23 protein-coding genes are annotated in these 20,686 nt (G+C 64.0%); 16 read left to right on the top strand and 7 right to left on the bottom strand.

Annotated features, from left to right (window positions below):
- Positions 1-2 precede the first annotated feature (2 nt).
- The 7 genes from BRA1253DRAFT_RS04225 to BRA1253DRAFT_RS04200 all read left to right on the top strand — a co-directional run bounded on the left by BRA1253DRAFT_RS04225 (position 3) and on the right by BRA1253DRAFT_RS04200 (position 6,801).
- Positions 3-995 carry a tripartite tricarboxylate transporter substrate binding protein gene (locus tag BRA1253DRAFT_RS04225; RefSeq protein ID WP_007591514.1) on the top strand — a complete coding sequence of 331 codons (993 nt, stop codon included), beginning with the start codon at positions 3-5 and terminating at the stop codon, positions 993-995.
- Between the two features lie 193 nt (positions 996-1,188).
- Positions 1,189-1,671, top strand: a complete 483-nt coding sequence (locus BRA1253DRAFT_RS04220) for a tripartite tricarboxylate transporter TctB family protein (protein ID WP_035992756.1) — start codon at positions 1,189-1,191, stop codon at positions 1,669-1,671.
- Positions 1,672-1,682: 11 nt separating this feature from the next.
- A complete protein-coding gene (locus BRA1253DRAFT_RS04215; protein ID WP_007591511.1) occupies positions 1,683-3,245 on the top strand; it encodes a tripartite tricarboxylate transporter permease in 1,563 nt (520 codons plus the stop codon).
- Positions 3,242-4,246 (top strand): 4-hydroxythreonine-4-phosphate dehydrogenase PdxA, encoded by a 1,005-nt coding sequence (locus BRA1253DRAFT_RS04210; protein WP_007591509.1) that lies wholly within the window; start codon positions 3,242-3,244, stop codon positions 4,244-4,246. Before BRA1253DRAFT_RS04215 ends, BRA1253DRAFT_RS04210 begins: the two co-directional genes overlap by 4 nt.
- Before the next feature lie 137 nt (positions 4,247-4,383).
- Complete coding sequence (locus BRA1253DRAFT_RS41105; protein WP_007591507.1) at positions 4,384-4,593, top strand: hypothetical protein; 210 nt, start codon at positions 4,384-4,386, stop codon at positions 4,591-4,593.
- Between the two features lie 135 nt (positions 4,594-4,728).
- Complete coding sequence (locus tag BRA1253DRAFT_RS04205) at positions 4,729-5,790, top strand: glycosyltransferase family 4 protein (protein WP_007591505.1); 1,062 nt, start codon at positions 4,729-4,731, stop codon at positions 5,788-5,790.
- Positions 5,791-5,802: 12 nt separating this feature from the next.
- On the top strand, positions 5,803-6,801 hold the full coding sequence (locus tag BRA1253DRAFT_RS04200) for a L,D-transpeptidase family protein (protein WP_007591504.1): 999 nt from the start codon (positions 5,803-5,805) through the stop codon (positions 6,799-6,801).
- A 41-nt stretch (positions 6,802-6,842) separates the two neighbouring features.
- Here the strand turns inward: BRA1253DRAFT_RS04200 and BRA1253DRAFT_RS04195 are convergent, their stop codons facing one another.
- The 3 genes from BRA1253DRAFT_RS04195 to BRA1253DRAFT_RS04185 all read right to left on the bottom strand — a co-directional run bounded on the left by BRA1253DRAFT_RS04195 (position 6,843) and on the right by BRA1253DRAFT_RS04185 (position 9,264).
- On the bottom strand, positions 6,843-7,259 hold the full coding sequence (locus BRA1253DRAFT_RS04195) for a cupin domain-containing protein (protein WP_007591502.1): 417 nt from the start codon (positions 7,257-7,259) through the stop codon (positions 6,843-6,845).
- 10 nt (positions 7,260-7,269) lie between these two features.
- Positions 7,270-8,013 (bottom strand): SDR family oxidoreductase, encoded by a 744-nt coding sequence (locus BRA1253DRAFT_RS04190; protein WP_007591489.1) that lies wholly within the window; start codon positions 8,011-8,013, stop codon positions 7,270-7,272.
- 237 nt (positions 8,014-8,250) lie between these two features.
- Positions 8,251-9,264, bottom strand: a complete 1,014-nt coding sequence (locus BRA1253DRAFT_RS04185; protein ID WP_007591477.1) for a formylglycine-generating enzyme family protein — start codon at positions 9,262-9,264, stop codon at positions 8,251-8,253.
- 499 nt (positions 9,265-9,763) lie between these two features.
- On the opposite strand from BRA1253DRAFT_RS04185, the gene BRA1253DRAFT_RS04180 reads away from it, so the two are divergent.
- Complete coding sequence (locus BRA1253DRAFT_RS04180) at positions 9,764-10,750, top strand: helix-turn-helix domain-containing protein (RefSeq protein WP_007591473.1); 987 nt, start codon at positions 9,764-9,766, stop codon at positions 10,748-10,750.
- 160 nt (positions 10,751-10,910) lie between these two features.
- Here BRA1253DRAFT_RS04180 and BRA1253DRAFT_RS04175 read toward each other — a convergent pair whose 3' ends face one another.
- Positions 10,911-11,987 (bottom strand): methyl-accepting chemotaxis protein, encoded by a 1,077-nt coding sequence (locus BRA1253DRAFT_RS04175; RefSeq protein WP_007591471.1) that lies wholly within the window; start codon positions 11,985-11,987, stop codon positions 10,911-10,913.
- A 278-nt stretch (positions 11,988-12,265) separates the two neighbouring features.
- Between BRA1253DRAFT_RS04175 and recJ the strand changes: the two genes are divergently transcribed.
- From recJ to BRA1253DRAFT_RS04160, 3 genes are all read left to right on the top strand, one after another.
- Positions 12,266-14,107, top strand: a complete 1,842-nt coding sequence (gene recJ / locus BRA1253DRAFT_RS04170; RefSeq protein ID WP_007591469.1) for a single-stranded-DNA-specific exonuclease RecJ — start codon at positions 12,266-12,268, stop codon at positions 14,105-14,107.
- 44 nt (positions 14,108-14,151) lie between these two features.
- Positions 14,152-14,961 (top strand): SDR family NAD(P)-dependent oxidoreductase, encoded by an 810-nt coding sequence (locus tag BRA1253DRAFT_RS04165; RefSeq protein ID WP_007591463.1) that lies wholly within the window; start codon positions 14,152-14,154, stop codon positions 14,959-14,961.
- Positions 14,962-15,070: 109 nt separating this feature from the next.
- A complete protein-coding gene (locus tag BRA1253DRAFT_RS04160; RefSeq protein ID WP_007591461.1) occupies positions 15,071-15,868 on the top strand; it encodes an aldolase in 798 nt (265 codons plus the stop codon).
- A 31-nt stretch (positions 15,869-15,899) separates the two neighbouring features.
- Here BRA1253DRAFT_RS04160 and BRA1253DRAFT_RS04155 read toward each other — a convergent pair whose 3' ends face one another.
- Positions 15,900-17,120, bottom strand: coding sequence for a lytic murein transglycosylase (locus BRA1253DRAFT_RS04155; RefSeq protein ID WP_007591460.1), 1,221 nt, complete (start codon positions 17,118-17,120; stop codon positions 15,900-15,902).
- A gap of 129 nt (positions 17,121-17,249) precedes the next feature.
- On the opposite strand from BRA1253DRAFT_RS04155, the gene BRA1253DRAFT_RS04150 reads away from it, so the two are divergent.
- The 3 genes from BRA1253DRAFT_RS04150 to BRA1253DRAFT_RS04140 all read left to right on the top strand — a co-directional run bounded on the left by BRA1253DRAFT_RS04150 (position 17,250) and on the right by BRA1253DRAFT_RS04140 (position 18,079).
- A complete protein-coding gene (locus BRA1253DRAFT_RS04150) occupies positions 17,250-17,510 on the top strand; it encodes a hypothetical protein (protein ID WP_007591459.1) in 261 nt (86 codons plus the stop codon).
- A 59-nt stretch (positions 17,511-17,569) separates the two neighbouring features.
- Entirely contained in the window at positions 17,570-17,821 is a 252-nt protein-coding gene (locus BRA1253DRAFT_RS04145; protein ID WP_007591458.1) for a hypothetical protein, read from the top strand.
- Positions 17,822-17,896: 75 nt separating this feature from the next.
- Positions 17,897-18,079 (top strand): hypothetical protein, encoded by a 183-nt coding sequence (locus tag BRA1253DRAFT_RS04140; protein ID WP_007591457.1) that lies wholly within the window; start codon positions 17,897-17,899, stop codon positions 18,077-18,079.
- 18 nt (positions 18,080-18,097) lie between these two features.
- On the opposite strand, the gene BRA1253DRAFT_RS04135 is transcribed toward BRA1253DRAFT_RS04140, so the two are convergent.
- Entirely contained in the window at positions 18,098-18,619 is a 522-nt protein-coding gene (locus tag BRA1253DRAFT_RS04135; protein ID WP_007591456.1) for a MarR family winged helix-turn-helix transcriptional regulator, read from the bottom strand.
- Between the two features lie 54 nt (positions 18,620-18,673).
- On the opposite strand from BRA1253DRAFT_RS04135, the gene BRA1253DRAFT_RS04130 reads away from it, so the two are divergent.
- Both BRA1253DRAFT_RS04130 and BRA1253DRAFT_RS04125 read left to right on the top strand, forming a co-directional pair.
- Positions 18,674-19,147, top strand: a complete 474-nt coding sequence (locus tag BRA1253DRAFT_RS04130; RefSeq protein ID WP_007591446.1) for a carboxymuconolactone decarboxylase family protein — start codon at positions 18,674-18,676, stop codon at positions 19,145-19,147.
- A 21-nt stretch (positions 19,148-19,168) separates the two neighbouring features.
- A complete protein-coding gene (locus tag BRA1253DRAFT_RS04125) occupies positions 19,169-19,672 on the top strand; it encodes a cupin domain-containing protein (protein WP_007591444.1) in 504 nt (167 codons plus the stop codon).
- 100 nt (positions 19,673-19,772) lie between these two features.
- Here BRA1253DRAFT_RS04125 and BRA1253DRAFT_RS04120 read toward each other — a convergent pair whose 3' ends face one another.
- A complete protein-coding gene (locus BRA1253DRAFT_RS04120; RefSeq protein WP_007591441.1) occupies positions 19,773-20,681 on the bottom strand; it encodes an amino acid ABC transporter substrate-binding protein in 909 nt (302 codons plus the stop codon).
- Positions 20,682-20,686: the final 5 nt, after the last annotated feature.

The raw sequence follows: 20,686 nt of genomic DNA, 5'->3' as shown, positions 1-20,686 counted from the left end.
TCATGGGTCGGACGTCAACACTTCTGCTCTCCGCCGCCGCAATTGTGCTCGCCGGCACGATGCCGGCGCTCAGTGCCTGGCAACCGCAAAAGCCGATCGAGTTCGTAGCGACCGCCGGGCCCGGCGGCGGCACCGACAATCTCGCGCGCGCCGTGCAGAACATCATCACCAAGCACAAGCTGGTGGAGCAGCCGATCGTCGTCGTCAACAAAGGGGGCGGCAGCGGCGCGGAAGGCTATGTCTACGGCAAGGCGTCCGCCGGCGATCCCTACAAGGTGATCTTCGGCACGTCGAATGCCTGGCAGCAGCCGCTCGTCTCCAAGGTCGCCTTCAACTACACCGATCTCACTGCGATCGCGGCGATGGCGCAGGACGAGTTCCTGCTCTGGGTCAAGCAGGACGCGCCCTACAAGACGGCGGGCGACTATCTGAAGGCGGCCGCCTCGGGCGAATTCAAGATGGGTGGCGCGCAGTCGAAGGATACCGACGAGGTGCTGACCCGCATGATCGAGAAAGCCGGCCACATCAAACTGACCTACATCCCCTTCAAGAGCGGCGCAGAGACTGCCGTGCAGCTCGCCGGCGGACACCTCGACTCCCACGTCAACAATCCCAGCGAAAGTCTCGGGCAATGGCGCGGTGGAACGCAACGACCGCTTTGCGTTTTCAGCCCGAAGCGGCTGCCGCAGGGCGCCAAGGTCACCGCGACCGAAGGCTGGGGCGACGTTCCGACCTGCGTCGAGCAGGGCCTCGACATCAAGCAATATGAGCAACCGCGGACGGTGTGGCTCCCCGGCAAGGTCACCCCGGACCAGGCCGCGTTCTATGTCGACCTCATGAAGAAGGTGCAGGCGACGCCGGACTGGAAGGACTACATCGAGAAAACCTCCCAGGTCGACACGTTCCTGACTGGCGCCGAACTCGACAAGTTCATCAAGGAGGACCTCGAGCACGTCAAGCAGGTCGCGGGCGAGCAGGGCTGGTTGGTCAAGTGAGGCGGCCGATGGCGTTCGATCGCGCAGCCGAGTTCAACCACCGTCCTCATCCTGAGGAGCCCGCCGCAGGCGGGCGTCTCGAAGGATGGCCGGGGATGGGATGTCGTCCGGAGCCGTCCTTCGAGACGCGCGCCAAAGCGCGCTCCTCAGGACGAGGACTGAGCAAACATCTGGCGCTTCGCTGGAGCGGCCCATGATCTCGCGCCGCGCCCTCGAACTTGCGACCGCCGTTCTCACCGGCAGCTTTGGTGTGGCCGTCGTCGTCTCCAGTCTCGATAACGGCATCGGCTGGTCAAGCGCGGGCGTGGACGCCGGCACGTTCCCGTTCCTGACCGGGATCATCATCGTGCTCGGGAGCTTCTACAACCTGGTGCGCGGTTTGATGCCGGTTGCGTCACTGGCGAACGTCCCCATCGCCATCACATCGATCGAGCTGCGCCGGCTTGCCGGCCTGTTCGTGCCGGCCGCGATTTTCGTGGCTGCGATTCCGTTGGCCGGGATGTACGTCGCCTCAGCCCTGTACATCTTCGCGGTGCTGGCGATCCCCAGACAACAATCCGTGCCGCGCGCGCTTGGCATGGCGGCGGCGACAGCGCTCGCGCTCTACGTCGTGTTCGAGCGCATGTTCCAGGTGAGCTTGCCGCACGGCGCGCTCGCCGCGGCGTTCGGCTTCTGACGGAGAGGCCGATGGACAATCTCGGAGAACTCCTTCACGGCTTTGGCATCGCGATCACGCTGCCGCATCTGGCGCTGATGGTGATCGGCGTGCTGCTCGGCATTCTCGTCGGCGTGCTGCCTGGGCTGGGTGCTCCGAACGGGGTGTCGCTGCTGCTGCCGCTGACCTTCGGCATGCAGCCGGTCTCTGCCATCATCCTGCTCTCCAGCATGTATTGGGGCGCGCTGTTCGGCGGGTCCGTGACCTCGATCCTGTTCAACATCCCGGGCGAGCCGTCGTCTGTCGCCACCACCTTCGACGGCTACCCGATGGCGCGCGATGGACGTCCGACGACAGCGCTCGCCACCGCCTTTGGCTCGGCGGCATTCGGCGCGCTGATCGGCGTCATCCTGATCACCTTCCTCGCATCGTGGGTCGCGCAGGTCGCACTCGCCTTCGGGCCGGCGGAATATTTTGCAGTCTATTTCCTGGCCTTCGCCAGCTTCGTCGGCATGGGCGGGGCGGCGCCGATCAAGACCGTCGTCGCACTGGCGATCGGCTTCGCCATTGCCGCCATCGGCATCGACACTGTCTCCGGCAGCGTGCGCCTCACGATGGGCGTCGACGAGCTGGTCAAGGGCGTGAACTTCGTCGTCGCGGTGATGGGCCTGTTCGGCATCGGCGAGCTGCTCGTCGCCGTCGAGGAAGAGTTTCATGCCCGCGCAGTCTCGTCGAAGATAGAGTGGCGCGAGGTGTTTCGTGCCGTCGGCCGCCTGCCGCGACATAGCGTTGCGCTGCTGCGGAGCGCGGCCATCGGATGCTGGATGGGGATCACGCCTGGCGGCCCGACTGCGGCGTCGTTCATGAGCTACGGCATCGCCCGACGCTTCTCGCGCCGTGGCCGATACTTCGGCACGGGAGAGGTCGAAGGCATCATCTCGCCGGAGACGGCCGATCATGCCGCCGGCACCAGCGCGCTTTTGCCCATGCTCTCGCTCGGCATTCCCGGCTCGGCCACCGCGGCCGTCATGATGGGCGGGCTCATGATCTGGGGCCTCAATCCCGGGCCGATGCTGTTCGTCGACCAAAAGGACTTTGTTTGGGGCCTGATTGCGTCGATGTATGTCGGCAACATCGTCGCCGTTGTGCTGGTGCTGCTGACCGTGCCGGTCTTTGCGGCGCTGATGCGGATTCCCTTCGTGATCATCGCGCCGCTGATCGTGATCATCTGCGTTGTCGGCGCCTATTCGGTGTCGAACTCCTATCTCGATGTCGTCATGATGCTCGGCTTCGGGATCGTCGGCTATCTCTTCAAGAAGCTGTTCTATCCGCTGGCGCCACTCGTGCTCGCGACCGTCATCGGCGACAAGGCCGAGGACGCGTTCCGGCAGTCGATGCTGATGTCCAAGGGATCGCTCGGGATATTCTTCGCCAACAAGCTGGTGACATGCCTGATCGTGGCGGGCATCGTGCTGTTGCTGCTTCCGCTCGTGCTGCAGCTTGCGCGCTTGCTGCGCAAGCCTGCGCCGTCGATCCACGAGACGACAGTCCAGAACACAGCTCGAGAGACCGCTCGAGAGAAGGTGATCATATGACCGCAAAGCCGCTCATTGCACTGGCAATGGGAGATCCCGCTGGCATCAGCCCGGAATTGACCGCAAAGCTCGTGGTGCAGGACGACATCCGCGCCCGCGGCCGGATCGTCGTGATCGGCGACCGGCGCGTCTTCGACCAGGGCGCGCGGATTGCCGGCGTCAACCCGGAGCTGACCATGGTGGAGCAGGGGGCCGATTTGCGCGCGGCGGAGGGCGAGACGCTGTTCGTCGATCTCGGGCACCTCGATCCCGGCGAGGTCCAGCACGGGATCGCGAGCCTCGCCGGCGGCAAGTTCGCGCTTGCCAACTACAAGCACGCGCTCGAACTCGGCCGCGACGGCCGGGTCGATGCCGCCTGCTTTACGCCGTTCAACAAGCAGGCGATGCGGCTGGCCCGCGCCGAGTATGACGATGAGATCGCGTTCTCCGCCGAAGTGGTCGGACTCAAAACTCCCGCAAGCGAGTTCAATGTGCTGGACCGGCTCTGGAATGCCCGCGTGACGTCCCACATCCCGCTCAAGGACGTCGCCGCGCGACTGTCCGGCGAACGTATCCATCGCGCGCTCAAGCTGACTGATGCCTGCATGCGCAATGCCGGCTTCGCCCGGCCGCGCATCGCGGTCGCCGGTCTCAATCCGCATGCCGGCGACGGCGGTAATTTCGGCCGCGAGGAGATCGATGTCATCGCACCCGTGGTCGCGGCCGGCCAGCGCGAGGGCATTGCCGCCGAAGGGCCGTTCCCGGCCGACACCGTGTTCCTGCGCGCCAAAAGCGGCGCCTTCGATGCAGTGCTGACGATGTATCACGACCAGGGCCAGATCGCGATGAAGCTGATGGGCTTTGATCGCGGTGTGACGTTGCTCGGCGGCTTTCCATTTCCGATCTGCACGCCGGCGCACGGCACTGCCTACGACATCGCCGGCCAAGGCATTGCATCAGTCGGTGCCAGTCGTGCCGCGGTGTTGCTCGCCGCGGAGATGGCCGTGCGTCGCGTCGCCTGATTTCTCCGACGGGGAGGTGGGCGCCTGCTTGTGTCTGCGGTGGCCGCGCAGTTTCGGACTTTCCGGGAAGAAGTGGAAACTTCCGTCCTCGTAACGAGTTGCCGTCGCATGAACGTCTCCAATCTCGGAGTTGGAACATGGTCGACGACGACCCGCTACGAACGGCGGTGGATATTGCTTGGTCCGTTTACCGCGCCCGGCATCGCCACGTCGATGCCGCGGATAGTCGTCGCTGCCTGCTTGAGCGTCATCTGCAAGGGAGATGGAAAGCGCGCGGGAGCGATGCCGAAGAACTCACGCAATTCGGGATTGCCTTCCTCGATCGGCTTCCTGACGACGAATGTTGAGGCTCATGGAAGGGCTCGTCTGCCGGGTCGCGGCCGCAAGTGCCAGGCCGAATTGGACGCTGCTCGCGATTTCGAACCTTCTGTCCGCCGCGATCATTCTGGTCGTGCGTGCGGCGGTTTAACGGGTAGCCTCTCATGCGCATCGCTCAGATTGCTCCCCTCGCCGAAAGCGTCCCTCCGAAACTTTACGGCGGCACCGAGCGGGTAGTGGCCTGGCTGGTGGATGGGCTGGTCGAGCTCGGCCACGAGGTCACGCTGTTTGCGAGCGGCGATTCCAGGACGAATGGTGCGCTTCATCCGGTTTGGCCACGCGCGCTGCGTCTCGGGCGGAAGGGGGCGGACCCGACGGCCGCGAGCGCCATGCTGATGGAGGCGATTGCAAGGCGTGCGAAGGAGTTCGACGTGATCCACGCGCATGTCGACTGGCTGTCGTTGCCGTTGCTCAGCCGTCTCGGCGTGCCGTTCCTCACGACCATGCACGGTCGCCTCGACTTGCCTGGGCTACCCGACGTAGCCAGGCAATTCCCTGAAGCATGCTTTGTGTCGATTTCCGATCATCAGCGCCTGCCGCTTCCCGATGCGAAATGGATCGGAACCATCCAGCACGGGCTGCCGTCCAACCTGTTTCGTCCGTCCTACGAACAGGGGTCCTATTTGGCGTTTCTCGGGCGTCTCACCGCAGACAAAGGTCCGGAAGACGCCATTCGCATCGCACGTGCGGTCCAGATGCCCCTCCGCATCGCCGCGAAGGTCCCCCGCGCCGAGACAGCCTACTTCAGGAAGCACATCGAGCCCAACATCGACGGTAAGAACATCCAGCTTGTTGGTGAAGTCGATGACGCGGAGAAACAGCCCTTCCTTGCCGAAGCCGCTGCGCTGTTGTTTCCGATCGACTGGCCGGAGCCGTTTGGGCTGGTCATGATCGAAGCGATGGCATGCGGAACCCCGGTGATCGCCTATCGCTCCGGCTCTGTCCCCGAAGTCGTCGAGCACGGATTGACAGGCTTCATCGTCGAGAACGAGGAGCAGGCCGTCAGGGCAGTCGGCGAATTGGGCAAGCTGGATCGAAGGAAGGTGCGCGCCCGCTTCGAGGAGCGCTTTTCCGCGAGCCGAATGGCGAGGCAGTACGAAGACCAGTACCACAAACTGGCTGCCGCCGCGGCTCGGGAGTTGATCACTGAACCGTCGGAAACGTGAAAGGACCCGGCGATGTCGCTCGGAAAAGCGGGGCAGATTTGCATCTTTCTGGTCTTCGCTCTGGCTGCGCCGCCGGCGTTCGCCGCGGAGATCGACGCCGCTGCCATCAAGGTCGCTGAGCCGTCGAAGAAAACCCTGTCGAACGATAAGCCGACCGCGGCGGGTGTCCGGTTGCAGGTCCTGCTGGACCGCGCGCACTTCTCGCCCGGCGAGATCGACGGCAGGTTCGGCGAGAACGCCAAAAAGGCGTTGCGGGCCTATGCCGAAGCGCGGCAGCTGCCGGTTTCGGACACCGTGACGGACGATGTCTGGACCGCGTTACGGGCGGACGACCGGCCGGTGACGATGACCTATGCCATCACCGAGCAGGACGTGGCGGGTCCTTTCCTGAAAAAGCTGCCGTCGAAGATGGAGGACATGATGGAGCTTACAAAGCTAGGCTTCACCGGTGCGCGCGAGGCCCTGGCCGAGAAATTTCACATGAGCGAGCAGCTCCTGGCCGCGCTCAACTCCGGGCGCCATTTCGATCGCGCCGGCGACACCATCGTCGTGGTGGACACATCAGGCGCAGGCGAGGGCATCTCCACCAAGGCCGACAGGGTCGAGGTCGACAAGGTCAGGCAGACTGTAAAACTGTTCGACAAATCGAATGCGCTGATCGGATTTTATCCCGCGACGGTCGGCAGCGAAGAGAAGCCGTCGCCTTCAGGCACGCTCAAGGTCACGGAAGTCAGCCGAAATCCGTACTATCGCTACAATCCCGCTTATCGTTTCAAGGGCGTCCATTCCCGCAAGCCCTTCACCATCAAGCCCGGCCCGAACAATCCGGTCGGCACGGTCTGGATCAACCTGTCTGCCGAGGGCTACGGCATTCACGGCACGCCTTCGCCGGAGAAGATTTCCAAGGCGGAATCTCACGGCTGCGTGCGTCTGACCAATTGGGATGCCGAGCGCGTCGCCGGCCATGTCTCGAAAGGCACGCCGGTGGCATTCGTGGGCAGCCCCGGATGAACGAACGCCTCGAGGTGGCAACGCCGCTCGCCGATTGTGCGCTATTTCGGGATCGGCATCGTCAGCTCCTTGTCGGCCGTATCCACCACGAAGACAGCCAGCAATTTTGCGGGTTCGGTGTCGCTGGCATTGGCGCTGACGGCATGACGGTCGCCGGGCTTTTCAGAGAAGTTCTCGCCTTTGTGAAAGACCTTGGCGGGGCCGTCATTGACCTGACTGCGGATCGCGCCTTCCAGGACAGTGGCGTAGATGAAAGCCGAGGGCGCGTGGATGTGGGCCGGTGACGACCCTCCGGGACCATACTCGACCAGCACGCCTTTCATGCTCTTCCCCGGGACATTGGGCAGCGCCTGGTCGAACACGACGGTCACCTTGGCCGTGGGGGCCGCCGTCTCGGCGGCATGGGCCGTCAGGAATGATGCGGCATAGACAGCGGTTGCGATCAGCAATTTGCGCATGGGAGTCTCCTCAAAGCCTCGCGAGCCATGTTGCGAGCGACGTTTTGCCGAGCCGCGCCTCGCCGAGAGGGTTCAGCGATGTGTCGTCGATGGGAGCGCCGTAGTACGGCGCCTTTGGGTCTCCCACCACGGGTCGAGCGTCGCCGGACGCCTTCAGGCGCCGTGCGATGAATTCGTTGAAGGGCGCCTTCTCAGGTCCTGCGATATCGATCGTGCCGTTGAGCGGCTGGCCCATCGCGACCTCTGCGAGGCGATCAGCCACGTCGTCGGCCGCGATGGGTTGAAACAATGCCGTGGGAACGACGATCCGGCCCTCGGCCGCACCCATGTCACCGATGGCGCTGAGGAATTCGAAGAACTGGGTGGCGCGGACGATCGAGTAGGGGACCGGAGATGCCTTGACGATGGTCTCCTGCGCCAGCTTGGCACGAAAATAGGCGATGTCGGGCGAGCGCTCGGTCCCGACGATCGAGAGCGCCACATGATGCTTCACGGCCGCAGCCGCCTCGGTCGCAGCGAGGTTTTTGCTCGAACGCTCGAAGAATTCGAGCACGGCGGCAGGCTCCCAGGACGGCGCGTTGGCAACGTCAACCACGACATCCGCACCCGCCAGCACTGCTGCGAGGCCTTCCCCGGTCACGGCGTTCACGCCTGACTTCGGCGAAGCCGCAACAGCGTCGTGGCCTTGTTGCTTGAGCTTCGTTACGAGCTTGGATCCGATCAATCCGGTCCCGCCGATCACGACGATCTTCATGGCCTATCTCCTCGGCACGTTGCGAGCGCGAGCCTTTCAGGATCGACGGCGCCCGCGTCGCGAAAGCGATGAGGCGACTCTTACCGGGGAAATGGGGCAGGCTCTTGCCTGTAACCGGCCTGCCTTGTCCAAAAATGCTGAAGACGTCTGTCCAATCGCCGATAGATAAAGTTGCGTATCGAAATAGTCCGACGCACGGAGCGCACCGCTGACGCCGGCATCCGCCAGCGGCGCTCGCTAGATTGCAGCACGTCCGTCTCGTTGGCGTTCGGTTACAGACGGCATTCGCACCACGCAGCGGAACCCGACATGGCCGGTCGAGGTATCGACCGGCTCGGCGTGCCGCGCAGCCGGGCGATATCGGCGGCAATAGTTCGGCGCGCAAAGATGCGAGCCGCCCTTGAGGACCTTGCGCGGAATCTGGATGTCGGGGAGGCGAGGGTCGTAGCTTGTGTGCTCACCGCCGCCGCGGGGATTTTTGGGGATGCAGCAGGGCTTTGCAGCGTCGGCGGCGTGCTTCGACGACCACCAGTCGGAGGTCCACTCCCAGACGTTGCCGATCATGTCGTAGAGACCGTAGCCGTTCGGCGGGAAGGCCATGACCGGCGAGGTACGCTCGTACCCATCCTCGCCGAGATTCTGGACGGGGAAGTTGCCCTGCCAGATATTGGCCATGTGCTTGCCGCCCGGCACCAGCGCATCGCCCCAGGCGTATTCCTCCGCCTCGAGGCCGCCACGCGCGGCGAACTCCCACTCCGCCTCCGTCGGCAAGTCCTTGCCGGCCCAGTGGGCATACGCTGCCGCATCGCTAAAGGAGACGTGAACGACCGGATGGTCGTCGAGGTCCTTGATGTTGCTGCCGGGACCATAGGGATGGCGCCAGTTGGCGCCGCGCAGGAAAGTCCACCACTGGCTCCAGTCGGTGAGATCGGTGATGCGCGGCAGCGGGGAGAACACCAGCGATCCCGCGTAGAGCATCTCCGCCAGCGCGCCCGGATAGTCCTTCGGATCCGGAACGACCTGCGCCTCGGTGACATGGCCGGTTGCGTTGACGAACTGCTTGAACTGCCGGTTAGTCACGGGCGTGCGGTCGATCCAGAAGCCGTCGACAGCGACGCGATGGCTCGGCGCTTCCTCGGGATAATGATGGTCGGATCCCATGCGAAAGGTTCCGCCGGGAATGAAGACCATCTCGCCGGTCTTCAAATCATCCGGCAACCACTCGCAGTGATCCAGATCCGCTCGCAACATGGTGGAAGCTCCGATACCCGCATTCCACCCGATGCTACTGCGCTACCTCTGGCAGACTTCGACGATGGCTCCTTGTCCGGCCCATTGGACGCATTGTCTGGTCCCCCACTTTTTTGGCGCTCCGGGCAGAGGAGGACGCTGCATTGCGTCCACATCTCTTTCCTTTGCACGCACGTCTTCGAACACGCGGCAAATCCATGCCGCGTGCGCTCTGCCACCCGCAGAACGCTTCCGCTTAATATCGCTAAGGTTGCAAATGATACCCGAAGATTGGACGGCTGTGATGTGCAATTTGTGCCAGTCTGCCCGGGCAGTGAGACCTAATGCCCCATGGCTCAGATCCTTCAGTGCAGAGGCATTTGAGAGCAAATCTTGCGACAAATTCGGCGATGACTTGCCTGAAAACGCGAAGTCAGCTTGTCGTACCCACCTCGCGTTGTAGTGGTACTTCGCTATCGCGTGCCGCAGAATTGTCGCGCTTCAGTAACACGGTACAGCCATGGGGCAATTCCTTCTGGTTGATTCGCGCAAGCTGGATGGTTTCGAAGGTCTTCAGCAGGCCGTCCACGGCTCGCATGTCGATGTGATGCAACTCGGCCGCGGTCGGTTGCGCGGAACTTTATCCCATGTCGGCATCGGCGACTTCTCGCTCAGCATTGGTGCTTTCAACGTCGGCATGCGCACGCAGCGGGTTTCCAGCGACGACAGACTGATCATCGGGATGCTGCTCGCGGCCGAAGAGCGCGTCGCCCACTGGTCGTTCGACATGCAGCTCAATGATGTGCTCGTCATTCCGCCGCGGCTCGAACATGACGGTGTTTTTCACGGCGGCTCCGCCTACGCCGCCATGCGATTCGACATCAACGAGGTCGCGACGCTGTTCGGCGGAGAAGCACGGCTAAGCGATCCCGACACCTGGCGCAGCCGCGGTCATTTCCGCGCGCACATCGAGACCGGCGCGATCGCCTCGCGCCGCCTGGTCCGGATCATGTCGCACCTGCGCGACAACAAATATGGGCTGACGCTATCAACTGCCGATTTCTGGAAACGATCGATCGCCGAATGCATGGCTGCCAACGTCGCGTCGTCGCTGCCACCCGACGGGAATGGCTGGCTCCCTTCCGCACGCCGGCTGATCCGCAAGGTCGAGGAGTTTCTCGACGACGCCGGCACCCGTCCGGTGCACGTGTCGGAAATTTGCGCGGCGCTCGGCGTATCGCGGCGCACCCTCCACCGCGCCTTTCAGGAGGTATTCGGTCTCGGTCCGGTCACCTTCCTCAGGCACAAGCGTCTCTGCGCTGTTCATTCGATCCTGCACCAGAGCGCACCTGGCTCGACCACCGTGACAGCCGTCGCCATGCAACAGGGCTTTTACGAGCTCGGCCGGTTTTCGCAATATTACCTGGCAATGTTCGGGGAGCGTCCGTCGCAAACGCTTGGAATTGCGACGGTGCAGCCCGTCGAAGACGATATCACCAGAACCTAGCGCTCTGAGTCTGGACCGCGAACGACGCCATGATGGCATGCGTGCCGGTGTTTTGCCGGCGTGAAACGGCGAAAAAAACCGTCATGAAAACAACCAGATGGCTACTGTGCATGGGGTTGTTTTCACAGTTTTGAGTTGGATAGGCAGGCCGCCTTCAGCTTTACGCCCCGCAGACGATCACGCCATACCAGCCCAGACCCCGATAGGTCTCGTAGCCCGGGGTGGCATGGAACGCGACCAGCGTGCCCGAGCCGTCCTGATAGAAGCCGGAACGCTGGCCATTGAGCGACAGCGAGATGCGTTCGCTGAGAATGCCTTGTCCGTCGGAAGCGGCGATCACGCGAAGATTGGAGTCGACCAGCAGCACGCGCGCCTTGTCGCTGTCGCCGACACGCACGCCTTGCACGATGGCGCGGGCCTGTGCCTCCCAGTCGAAATGGATGGCGAGCACCCCGATCGGCGCGCCGTTAGCCTGTCCACCGGCGCGGACGCTGGCGCAATAGGTCGCGACCTGGGCATTGCCGAGCAGCGGCTGGTTCTCGACGTCGCCGGCGACATAGTCGTCGCCGGAGCGCAGGGTCTTGGCCTCGCGAAACCATTTGGTGTGGGCGACGTTCTGGCCGACGGCGTGAAACCGGTCGGCGCGGCCGTTGGCGATGACGTTGCCATCGAGGTCGCAGAGCCAGAGGTCGAGATAGACGGTGTAGGCGCCCAAGATCACGCCGAGACGCTGCGAGGCATGGGACACGGCCGCGCCGTCGGGCGAGGCCGCGCAATCGACCAACGCGGAATCGGTCGCCCACCAGCGCACGTCGCAGGTCCGTTCATAGAGGTTGCGGTCGATGAGCTCGATGGCGTTGAGCGACAAATCGACCATGCGCTCGCCGCGCGAGCGCTGGCTCATCCGGTCGATCGAGGAGACGAGATCGCCGGTCCGTTTCGTCAATTGGCTTTCGAGCTCGCGGGCGATGGTCTCGACCTGCTGGCCGACGCCACGGACCTCCTGCGCCACCACGGCGAAGCCCGCGCCCTGTGCGCCGGCACGCGAGCTTTCGATCAGCGCGTTCAGTGCCAGCATCTTCATCTGGTTGGTGATCTGCTGGATCGACTTGGTCTTATCGACCGCGATCTGGTTGACCTCCGCCGTAAGGCGGTTGATCAGCGCGGAGATGTCGGAATCATCCTCGGCGGATTCATTTGCGATCGGCTTGGCTTTGAGACCCAGCGCAGCAGACATCGGGGGCTTCCCTTGGCAATGAGGTCTGATCTGCAACGAACCCGGAACAATCACTGACAGATCGAATACAATTCTTTTTCGAAGATTCCGCCTAACGCCTGCTTAATTTGCTGTTTTGCGGAATGCTCAAATGATAGTCAGTCCGCGCAGCAAAGCGGCAATCCACCGCTTTGTGCGGCGCAGACATTGCAAATCCCGGGGGATTGCGGGCCAATCGTTCCGTCGGCCGGGCGATGCAATACCTCCGGCTCCCAGGTTCCTCAAACCGACCGCTGTTCATGACGCCGCCCGCCACCGCCTTGCCCGTCGAAGCGCCCCAGGCGTTCCTGGGAGTGGCGCGCTCGCTCACCGACAAGCTCTGGCGCGACCGGCTGGATGCGCGCGGGGCGGCGAAGGCGCTTGCCATCGTGCAGCGCCACCAACTGCCCGAGCTGCTGGCGCGGGTGCTGGCAGGTCGCGGTGTCGACAGCGATGCCGTCGCCGATTTCCTCGATCCAACCATCCGCAAGCTCCTACCGGACCCGTTCACGGTGACGGAGATGGAAGCCGCCGCGAAGCGGATCGCGGATGCCGCGGGAAGCGGCGAGAAGGTCGCGATCTTCGGCGATTACGATGTCGACGGCGCGACCTCGGCGGCGCTGCTGACCTGGCATCTGCGCCATTGCGGGCTCGATCCGCTGATCCACATTCCCGACCGCATCTTCGAGGGCTACGGGCCCAACACGGAAGCCGTGCGTGCGCTGGCCGCAAAGGGCGCCACGCTGCTCGTCACCGTCGATTGCGGTACCACCAGCATCGAGCCGCTCGCCGAAGCAAAACGTCTCGGCATGTCCGTCGTCGTGATCGACCATCATCAGGCCGGCACGGAGTTGCCGGAGGTCGACGCGTTGGTCAATCCGAACCGGCTCGACGATCTCTCCGGTCTCGGCCATCTCGCCGCCGTCGGCCTCGTGCTGGTGACGCTGGTCGCGGTCAATCGTGAGCTACGCCAACGCGGCTTCTGGAATGCGGAGATGCCCGAGCCGGATCTGCTCGGCATGCTGCATCACGTTGCGCTCGGCACGGTTGCCGATGTCGCGCCGCTGATCGGGCTCAACCGCGCGTTCGTCGCCAAAGGCCTGATCGCGATGCGGCGGCGCGACCATGTCGGCCACACCGCGCTGATGGACGTGGCGCGGCTCAACGGCCCGCCGGAGGCCTGGCATCTCGGCTTCATGCTAGGGCCGCGCATCAATGCCGGCGGCCGCATCGGCCGCGCCGATCTCGGCGTGCGGCTGCTTTTGGAGGGTGACAGCGTCGAGGCCGCGCGGATCGCCGCCGAGCTCGACCGCCTCAATAGCGAGCGCCGTATCATCGAGCAGGCGGCCGAAGCGCAGGCCGAAGCCGAGGCGCTCGCCTCGATCGGGCTCGAGGACAAGATCGGCGTGATCGTGACGGCCTCCGAAGGCTGGCATCCCGGCGTGGTCGGTCTCGTTGCGTCCCGGTTGAAGGAGAAGTTCTCGCGGCCCGCCTTCGCGATCGCGCTGGAGCCCGGCGGCATCGGCACCGGCTCCGGCCGCTCGATTGCCGGCGTCGATCTCGGCAAGGCAGTACGGCAGGCGGTCGCCGACGGCATTCTGCTCAAGGGCGGCGGCCACGCCATGGCCGCGGGCGTCACGCTGCGCAAGGAAAAGCTCGCCGAATTTCGCGCCTATCTCGAGCATGCGTTGGCCCGCGACGTTGCCGAGGCGCGCCACGTCAACGAGCTCTACATCGACGGCGCGGTCTCCGCGCGCGCGGTGACGACCGAGCTTGCAACGACGCTCAACCGCGCAGGTCCGTTCGGCAGCGGCAATCCGGAAGTCGTGTTGGCGCTGCCGGCGCACCAGCTCGTCTATGCCGACGAGGTGGGACAGGCACATTTGAGGCTACGCTTCAAGTCGGGCGACGGCGCCATCGTCAACGGCATCGCGTTCCGTTCGATCGGACAGAAGCTTGGCAACGCGCTCGTCGCCAATCGCGGCCAGCAATTGCATGTCGCGGGATCATTGTCGGTGGATCGCTACCAGGGCGCCGAGCGTGTGCAATTCCGCGTCATCGACGTCGCGCTGCCCGACCAGGGACCATCCATGATTAGATAGGTCCGGCAAACAACAAAAAACGAATAGCAAAAAAGGGAGTGAACATGGCAGGGCAGGTTGAGGGCAAGGTCGCGCTGGTGACCGGCGGCGCCTCCGGCATCGGCGAGGCCGTCGTCGAGATGTTCGCGCGCGAGGGCGCCACCGTCATCGCCACCGACATCGACGAGCTGCGCGGCCCCGAGCTCGCCAATCGCATCACCAAGGCCGGTGGCAAGGCGATTTTCCTGGAGCAGGACGTCACCAGCGAAGAGCGCTGGATCGAGATCACAGCCGAGATCGCGAAGCGCTTTGGCCGGCTCGATATTCTCGTCTCCAACGCCGGCATCGGCATTGCCGTGCCCTCGATCGTCGACATGACGCTCAGCGATTGGCGCAAGCAGAACGCGATCAACCTCGACGGCGTCTTCCTCTCGGTCAAGCATTGCCTGCCCCTGATGCGCAAGACCGGCGGCGGCTCGATCGTCATGATGTCCTCGCTCGCGGGCCTGCGCGGCGCGCCCGGGCTGTCGGCCTATTCGGCGACCAAGGGCGGCGTGCGGCTGTTCGCAAAGTCGATCGCGATGGAGTGCGCGGCGGCCTGTGACGGCATCCGCGTCAACTCCGTCCATCCCGGGATCATCGACACGCCGATCTGGGGCAAGATCCCGACAGGTGCGACCGGCAACCAGGGCAACGCGCCGATCGACCCGGACGAGCGTGCGCGCGTCGCGACGCCGCTCGGCCGTGCCGGCCAGGCTCTGGAAATTGCCTCCGGCGTGCTGTATCTGGCCTCCGATGCCTCGCGCTACGTCACCGGCAGCGAGCTCGTCATCGACGGCGGCATGAACGCCGGCGGCGTGCCGCGGCGGCAGTAGGCCGCCGCGCGGGCTGCGAAGGGCAGGGTGGCGCCCGCGGGGGCTGACGCGCAGGCGTCGGACCTGTACAACGCGGGCGTCTTCCGATCGACAGAGGTGTCCTTCCGCCATGGCGCACAGCCTTCACTCTTCGTCATCCACGCCAGCAACGTTTCGATCGAACCGTCCGGATCTCGCGAGCGACGCGATCCGCAGCGCGCGCGAGGATCTTGCCGCCTGCTTTAGGATGGCGGCGCGCAACGGCTTTGAGGAGGGCATCTGCAACCACTTCTCGGCCGTGGTGCCGGGCCATGACGATCTCTTCCTGGTCAACCCTTACGGCTACGCCTTCCGCGAGCTGACCGCGTCAAAACTTCTGATCTGCGACTTCCACGGCAATGTGCTCGACGGCGAGGGCGTGCCCGAGGCGACCGCGTTCTACATCCATGCCGAGATGCACAAGCGCCTGCCGCGCGCCAAGGTCGCCTTCCACACCCACATGCCCTACGCCACGGCGCTGTCGATGACCGAGGGCGATCCGCTGATCTGGGCCGGCCAGACCGCGCTCAAATTCTACGGTCGAACGGCCGTGGACCGCGACTACAACGGCCTCGCACTCGACAACCGCGAAGGCGCACGCATCGCATCGGCCGTGGGGGATGCCGACATCATCTTCATGAAGCATCACGGCGTGATGGTGCTGGCGCCGACCATCGCGGAGGCCTGGGACGATCTTTATTATCTCGAACGCGCCGCCGAGGTGCAGGTGTTGGCGATGTCGACCGGGCGACAGGTACTGCCGGTCGATCCCGCGATTGCGGCCGAAACCTACAGGCAGATGCGCGAGGGCGATTCCGAATCCGCGCGGCTGCATCTTGCCGCAATCCGCCGCCAGCTCGATGCGGAAGAGCCGCAGTACCGGCACTAGCGATCGCGTCGTAGCCCGGATGGAGCCACAACTAAGACCCCTGGCGCAGCTTCGCCAGCACCTTCAGCCCGCCATAGCCGTCCGCAGGCGTGATGCCCGCGCGCTGCTGAAAGTCCTTGATCGCTTTCATGGTGTCGTTGCCGACACGGCCATCGGTGCCGCCGGTATCGAAACCCGCCTTGGTCAGGCGCGTCTGCATCTCCTGCACCTCGGCGAGCGTCAATGCGCGCTCGGAGCCGGGGAATGGCTGGATGAAAGGCGGGGCGCCGAGGCAGCGGTCGCCGAGATGGCAGATCGCCAGCGCATAGTTCATCGAGGGATTGTAGCTCTTCACCGCGTTGAAATTCGGTCCCAGCAGAAATGTCGGCCCGCCCGCAACCGGCGTCCACATCTGCGCGGATGCGGAGGCTTGCGGAAACGGCTGGCCGTCGGCGCGGGTGACGCCGGCCGCCTGCCAAGCCGCATAGGTCCGGCTGCCGCTCATCTCACCGGGCGTGCGCACCTCGTAGCCCCAATGCTCGCCGCGGTGCCATTTGCCGCGATTGACGAGATATTTTGCGGTCGAGCCCAACGCGTCGTCGGGCTTGCCGAACGGCGACACCTTGCCGTCGCCGTCATAGTCGATGCCGACATTGAGCCAGACTTCCGGCATCCATTGCGAATGCCCCATTGCGCCGGCCCAGGATCCCTGCATCTGCTCAGGCGTGCTCCAACCCTTGTCGACGATGCGCAGCGCGTTGATCAGCTCAGTTTCCCAATAGGCTTTTCGGCGCGGCTCGTTCCAGGCGAGGGCGGCGAGCGAGGGAAACACCGGCGTCATGTGGTTCTGCTGCACCAGCGGATCGCCATAAGCGGACTCGACGCCCCACAGCGCCAGCAGCGTACCGCGCTCGACGCCGAAATCGCGCTCGATGCGCGCGAGCAGCGCCTCGTTGTTCTTCAGCGCGATCTTGCCGTTGATGATGCGCCAGTCGGAGACGCGACGGTTGATGTATTGCCAGACCTGCTCGTGGAATTCGGGCTGGTTGCGCATCTGCTTGAAGACGCTCATGTCGGGGTCGACCCGCGCCATCGCGCGCTGCCATGTCGCAGCCGAGATGCCTTTCGCCATGGCACGTGCGCGGAAAGACTCGCGCCATTCGTCGAAGCCTGGAGGTGCGGCGAAGACATGCGTCGGGAAAGCGAGCAGGGTGGCTGCACCGATGGTGAAGGCGCGGCGGGTATGATGGACCGAGGAATCAGCGTGTTTCATCGACTTATTGTAGCCGGAAACATGGCTCCTGTGAGTCGGTTCCTGGAGGCTCGGAACGGGACGTCCAGTCCTTCCGGAACAAATTGTCGCACTCCCGCATTCCCTCCGCATGCAATCGAGGAGGACGAGATGAGGAAATATCTGTTTGCGGCCGCCATGGTCACCGCTATCGCAGCCCCCGCATTCGCCGACGAAGTCGGTGTTCATGTTGGTCCGGTCGGCGCCGGTGTGACCGTCGGACAGTCCCCGGAATATCGAGAGCGTGACCGCGATCGTGATCGCACCACCGTGATCAAGGAGCGCGAGCCTGCCGACCGCACTACGGTCATCAAGAAGGAAGATGAATTCGGTAACCGCGAGAAGACCGTAATCCATCACGACAACGACTGACGGAGCAGGGCCCCGGCCGATTGTCGGGGCCCGCTTTCTGTTCGAAAATTCGGGGTTGAATGAAGATACGCGCGCATGCGGAGAGCCACGTCGTCGAGCTCGACGACGGATCGCAATGGCAGATTTTCCCTGGTGATCTCGCGACGACGCTGAGCTGGAAGCCCGAAACCGATTTGCGCCTCGAGCCGAGCGGGGATCGGATGAGTTCACATGTACTCGTGAATGGCACCGATCAAAGCCGCGTGCGGGTGATTGCGGCGGGCGAGGCTTGGCCGGACGGTGAGGTTAAGAAAGTATTGAAGGGCGGGTAGGCTTGGTCGAACATCCCCAAATTTGGGCCCCGTCACTTTACTGTCGGTTCGCTTCCATCTGCGCAGAATGCACTTATGCGGGAGCTGTTCGACATCATCCGTGCGAATCCCTGGCCGTTCGGCGCCGGACTCCTCGTCGTGGTCCTGATGATCATCGCCGAGAATTTTGGCCGCAGCATTCAAGGAGGCGGTGCCGGAGGCGGCGACTTCTCCGATGCCGGCGGGTGTGACGGCGGTGAGGGAGGCGGGGGCGACTAGACTTGGCCTGGTCCTCGCCTAGTCCTCCTGCAGATCAGTTGGGATGCCGGCGAGCCAGCGGCGAATACTCGCCTCGGTGCCGGCATCCAATCCCGCGGCCAGACGCTTCTCCAGCGCGATCACACGCTCCCTGCACGCCTTCAACAACGTCGCTCCCCGCGACGTCAACGTCCATTGCTGGATGCGGCCGTGGACGGGGTGGGGTGTCATCTCAATCGCGCCGTCGCGCTCGAGATTGCGGATGATGACGCCGACCGTCTGCGGAGTCAGGAAGGTGAGACGGGCGACGTCGGCGCCCGACAGGCCGGGATAGGCATTCAGCATCGTCAGCACCGCGAATTGCGGTGGCGTCACGCCGAGATCGGCGAGTGTCCGCTCCATCGTGAGACGGACTGCGGCATGGGCCTGGCGCAAGAGATAGCCGAGATAGCCTTGCTCGCCACGCTTGCCTTCGCCGGGGGCGGGCAGGCGCACGGCGTCAGGGCCGGCGGTTTTGCTCCGGGATTTCGATCTCGTGATCTTGGGCGACTTGCGCAACATATAAGAGCTCTTATAAGATGTAAGCCTTCTTATAATAACACGAGGTGAATGGCAATGTCACATGCCCGCAGCGAATACGAGGATTTCAAACGGATTGCGCCCGATGCCTATGATCTGGTGCTCGCGTTGGGCCGGGCGGACGCCGGCCTCGACAAGCAGCTTCTCGAGCTGGTCAAGTTGCGCGCCTCGCAGATCAACGGCTGCGCCTTCTGCCTGCAGCATCACATCCTGCTTTCGGAGCGGATCGGCGTGCCCGTCGACAAGCTCAATTTGGTCGTGGTCTGGCGCGAGGCGCCGATCTTTTCCGCGCGCGAACGTGCCGCGCTGGCCTGGGCCGAGGCGCTGACCTGCCTGCCCGACGGCGTCGGCGAAGACGTGTACGCCGAGGCGAGCCGTGAATTCTCCGAGACCGAGCTGACGTACCTGACCTCGGCGGTCGCCTCGATCAACGTCTGGAACCGTTTTGGTGCGGCGTTTCGCTGGACGCCGGCGACGCGGCCCGTCGAAGCCAATGCCGCAGCGTCCTGATTGCAACGAAGGGAGATCATGATGACAGCAATGAGTTTTCCCACCGCGCCGCGCCCGGCGTCATCGCGTTCGATGGCGATCGCCGTCGTCGGCGGTCTCGCGTGCGCGCTTGCGATCGGCAAAGCGCTGCCGGTGACGATGGACACCATTTCCGGCGCACTCTCGCCGCTCTGCGCCACCGCCGCCGAAAGCTCGCCGCTCGACAAGGTCGAGCCGATCGGCTCCTACGCGCTGCCGAACGTGCCGGGCAAGCGCGTCACGATCGTGCGCGTGTTCTACGGCCCCGGCGGGTTCTCGCGGCCGCATCGTCACGCAGGATCCGTCACCGCCTACATCACCAAGGGCGAGATCCGCTCCCAGCTCGGCGGCGGCCCGGTCGAGACGTTCGGCGTCGGCCAGTCCTTCTTCGAGCCGCCCGGCTCGACCCATCTGGTCTCGGCCAATGCGAGTACCACGGAGCCGGCAGAATTGATCGCGGTGTTCGTGGCGGACGAGGGCGCGCAACTCACGACGTTGCTGGATTGATCCGTAGCCCGGGTGAGCGAAGCGACACCCGGGGCAGTCGTAGCGTGAGTCCGGGATGTCGCTTCGCTCATCCGGGCTACGTTACCAGCGTGCTCTCTCGTCAGCCGCCGTAGGATGCTGGATCAGGATTATCCGACGGATGCTCGAACGACTTCTTCATCGACACCGGCATGGGTACGTGAAAGTTCAGGCCGCGCGGCGGCACCGGCTCCATGAACCATTTGTTGTAGATCTGCTCGATCTCCGGGCTCTTGTAGAGTTTTGCGGTCGCGCGATCGACCACCGCCTTGAACGGCGCGTCGTCCTTGCGCAGCATGATGCCGTAAGGCTCCGGATCGGAGAACGCGCCGGTGCTGATCGCGTACAGCGACGGATCCTTCGAGGAGGCGATCATCGCCGCCAGCTGGATGTCGTCCATGACGAAGGCCACGGCCCGGTCGGTCTCGACCATTAGGAACCCTTCGGGGACATCCTTTGCGTTCATCACGGTGATGTCGAGCGAGCGGGCCGCATTGGCCTTGTTGAGCTGCGTGATGTTGGTGGTGCCCGAGACCGAGACGACGGCCTTGCCCTTGAGATCGTCGATTTGGTCGAGCTTCGAAGTCTTCTTGGACACGAAGCGGCTCGCCGTGAGGAAATGCGTGTTGGTGAACCACACTTGTTTCTGGCGATCGGCGTTGTTGGTCGTCGAGCCGCATTCGAGATCGACGGTGCCGTTCGCCATCAGCGGAATGCGGCTGGACGAGGTGACCAGGTTCTCGTTGACCGCGAGCTTGTCCAGCTTGAGCTCGGCCTTGATCTCCTCGACGATCTTCATGCAGATGTCGATGGCGTAGCCGACGGTCTTCTGCTTCTCGTCGATATAGCTGAAGGGCACCGCGCTGTCGCGCACGCCGAGTGTGATCGCGCCGGTGTCCTTGATCTTCTTCAAGGTCCCGCTCAATTCCTGCGCATGAGCCGGCACGCCGAACGCGACGGCCAGAACGGCCACTATAGTGAGACAACGCATGTGCT

Origin of the sequence: Bradyrhizobium sp. WSM1253, assembly GCF_000244935.1 — a bacterium.
GTDB lineage: Bacteria > Pseudomonadota > Alphaproteobacteria > Rhizobiales > Xanthobacteraceae > Bradyrhizobium > Bradyrhizobium canariense.
The sequence above is the reverse complement of the archived record's forward strand: the minus strand, read 5'-3'. Positions and strand labels throughout refer to the sequence as shown.

Bases quoted from the DNA above. Each gene is read 5' to 3' on its own strand.
- BRA1253DRAFT_RS04225 (WP_007591514.1), top strand. From the start codon at position 3: ATGGGTCGGACGTCAACACTTCTGCTCTCCGCCGCCGCAATTGTGCTC.
- BRA1253DRAFT_RS04220 (WP_035992756.1), top strand. From the start codon at position 1,189: ATGATCTCGCGCCGCGCCCTCGAACTTGCGACCGCCGTTCTCACCGGC.
- BRA1253DRAFT_RS04215 (WP_007591511.1), top strand. From the start codon at position 1,683: ATGGACAATCTCGGAGAACTCCTTCACGGCTTTGGCATCGCGATCACG.
- BRA1253DRAFT_RS04210 (WP_007591509.1), top strand. From the start codon at position 3,242: ATGACCGCAAAGCCGCTCATTGCACTGGCAATGGGAGATCCCGCTGGC.
- BRA1253DRAFT_RS41105 (WP_007591507.1), top strand. From the start codon at position 4,384: ATGGTCGACGACGACCCGCTACGAACGGCGGTGGATATTGCTTGGTCC.
- BRA1253DRAFT_RS04205 (WP_007591505.1), top strand. From the start codon at position 4,729: ATGCGCATCGCTCAGATTGCTCCCCTCGCCGAAAGCGTCCCTCCGAAA.
- BRA1253DRAFT_RS04200 (WP_007591504.1), top strand. From the start codon at position 5,803: ATGTCGCTCGGAAAAGCGGGGCAGATTTGCATCTTTCTGGTCTTCGCT.
- BRA1253DRAFT_RS04195 (WP_007591502.1), bottom strand. From the start codon at position 7,259: ATGCGCAAATTGCTGATCGCAACCGCTGTCTATGCCGCATCATTCCTG.
- BRA1253DRAFT_RS04190 (WP_007591489.1), bottom strand. From the start codon at position 8,013: ATGAAGATCGTCGTGATCGGCGGGACCGGATTGATCGGATCCAAGCTC.
- BRA1253DRAFT_RS04185 (WP_007591477.1), bottom strand. From the start codon at position 9,264: ATGTTGCGAGCGGATCTGGATCACTGCGAGTGGTTGCCGGATGATTTG.
- BRA1253DRAFT_RS04180 (WP_007591473.1), top strand. From the start codon at position 9,764: ATGGGGCAATTCCTTCTGGTTGATTCGCGCAAGCTGGATGGTTTCGAA.
- BRA1253DRAFT_RS04175 (WP_007591471.1), bottom strand. From the start codon at position 11,987: ATGTCTGCTGCGCTGGGTCTCAAAGCCAAGCCGATCGCAAATGAATCC.
- recJ (WP_007591469.1), top strand. From the start codon at position 12,266: ATGACGCCGCCCGCCACCGCCTTGCCCGTCGAAGCGCCCCAGGCGTTC.
- BRA1253DRAFT_RS04165 (WP_007591463.1), top strand. From the start codon at position 14,152: ATGGCAGGGCAGGTTGAGGGCAAGGTCGCGCTGGTGACCGGCGGCGCC.
- BRA1253DRAFT_RS04160 (WP_007591461.1), top strand. From the start codon at position 15,071: ATGGCGCACAGCCTTCACTCTTCGTCATCCACGCCAGCAACGTTTCGA.
- BRA1253DRAFT_RS04155 (WP_007591460.1), bottom strand. From the start codon at position 17,120: ATGAAACACGCTGATTCCTCGGTCCATCATACCCGCCGCGCCTTCACC.
- BRA1253DRAFT_RS04150 (WP_007591459.1), top strand. From the start codon at position 17,250: ATGAGGAAATATCTGTTTGCGGCCGCCATGGTCACCGCTATCGCAGCC.
- BRA1253DRAFT_RS04145 (WP_007591458.1), top strand. From the start codon at position 17,570: ATGAAGATACGCGCGCATGCGGAGAGCCACGTCGTCGAGCTCGACGAC.
- BRA1253DRAFT_RS04140 (WP_007591457.1), top strand. From the start codon at position 17,897: ATGCGGGAGCTGTTCGACATCATCCGTGCGAATCCCTGGCCGTTCGGC.
- BRA1253DRAFT_RS04135 (WP_007591456.1), bottom strand. From the start codon at position 18,619: ATGTTGCGCAAGTCGCCCAAGATCACGAGATCGAAATCCCGGAGCAAA.
- BRA1253DRAFT_RS04130 (WP_007591446.1), top strand. From the start codon at position 18,674: ATGTCACATGCCCGCAGCGAATACGAGGATTTCAAACGGATTGCGCCC.
- BRA1253DRAFT_RS04125 (WP_007591444.1), top strand. From the start codon at position 19,169: ATGACAGCAATGAGTTTTCCCACCGCGCCGCGCCCGGCGTCATCGCGT.
- BRA1253DRAFT_RS04120 (WP_007591441.1), bottom strand. From the start codon at position 20,681: ATGCGTTGTCTCACTATAGTGGCCGTTCTGGCCGTCGCGTTCGGCGTG.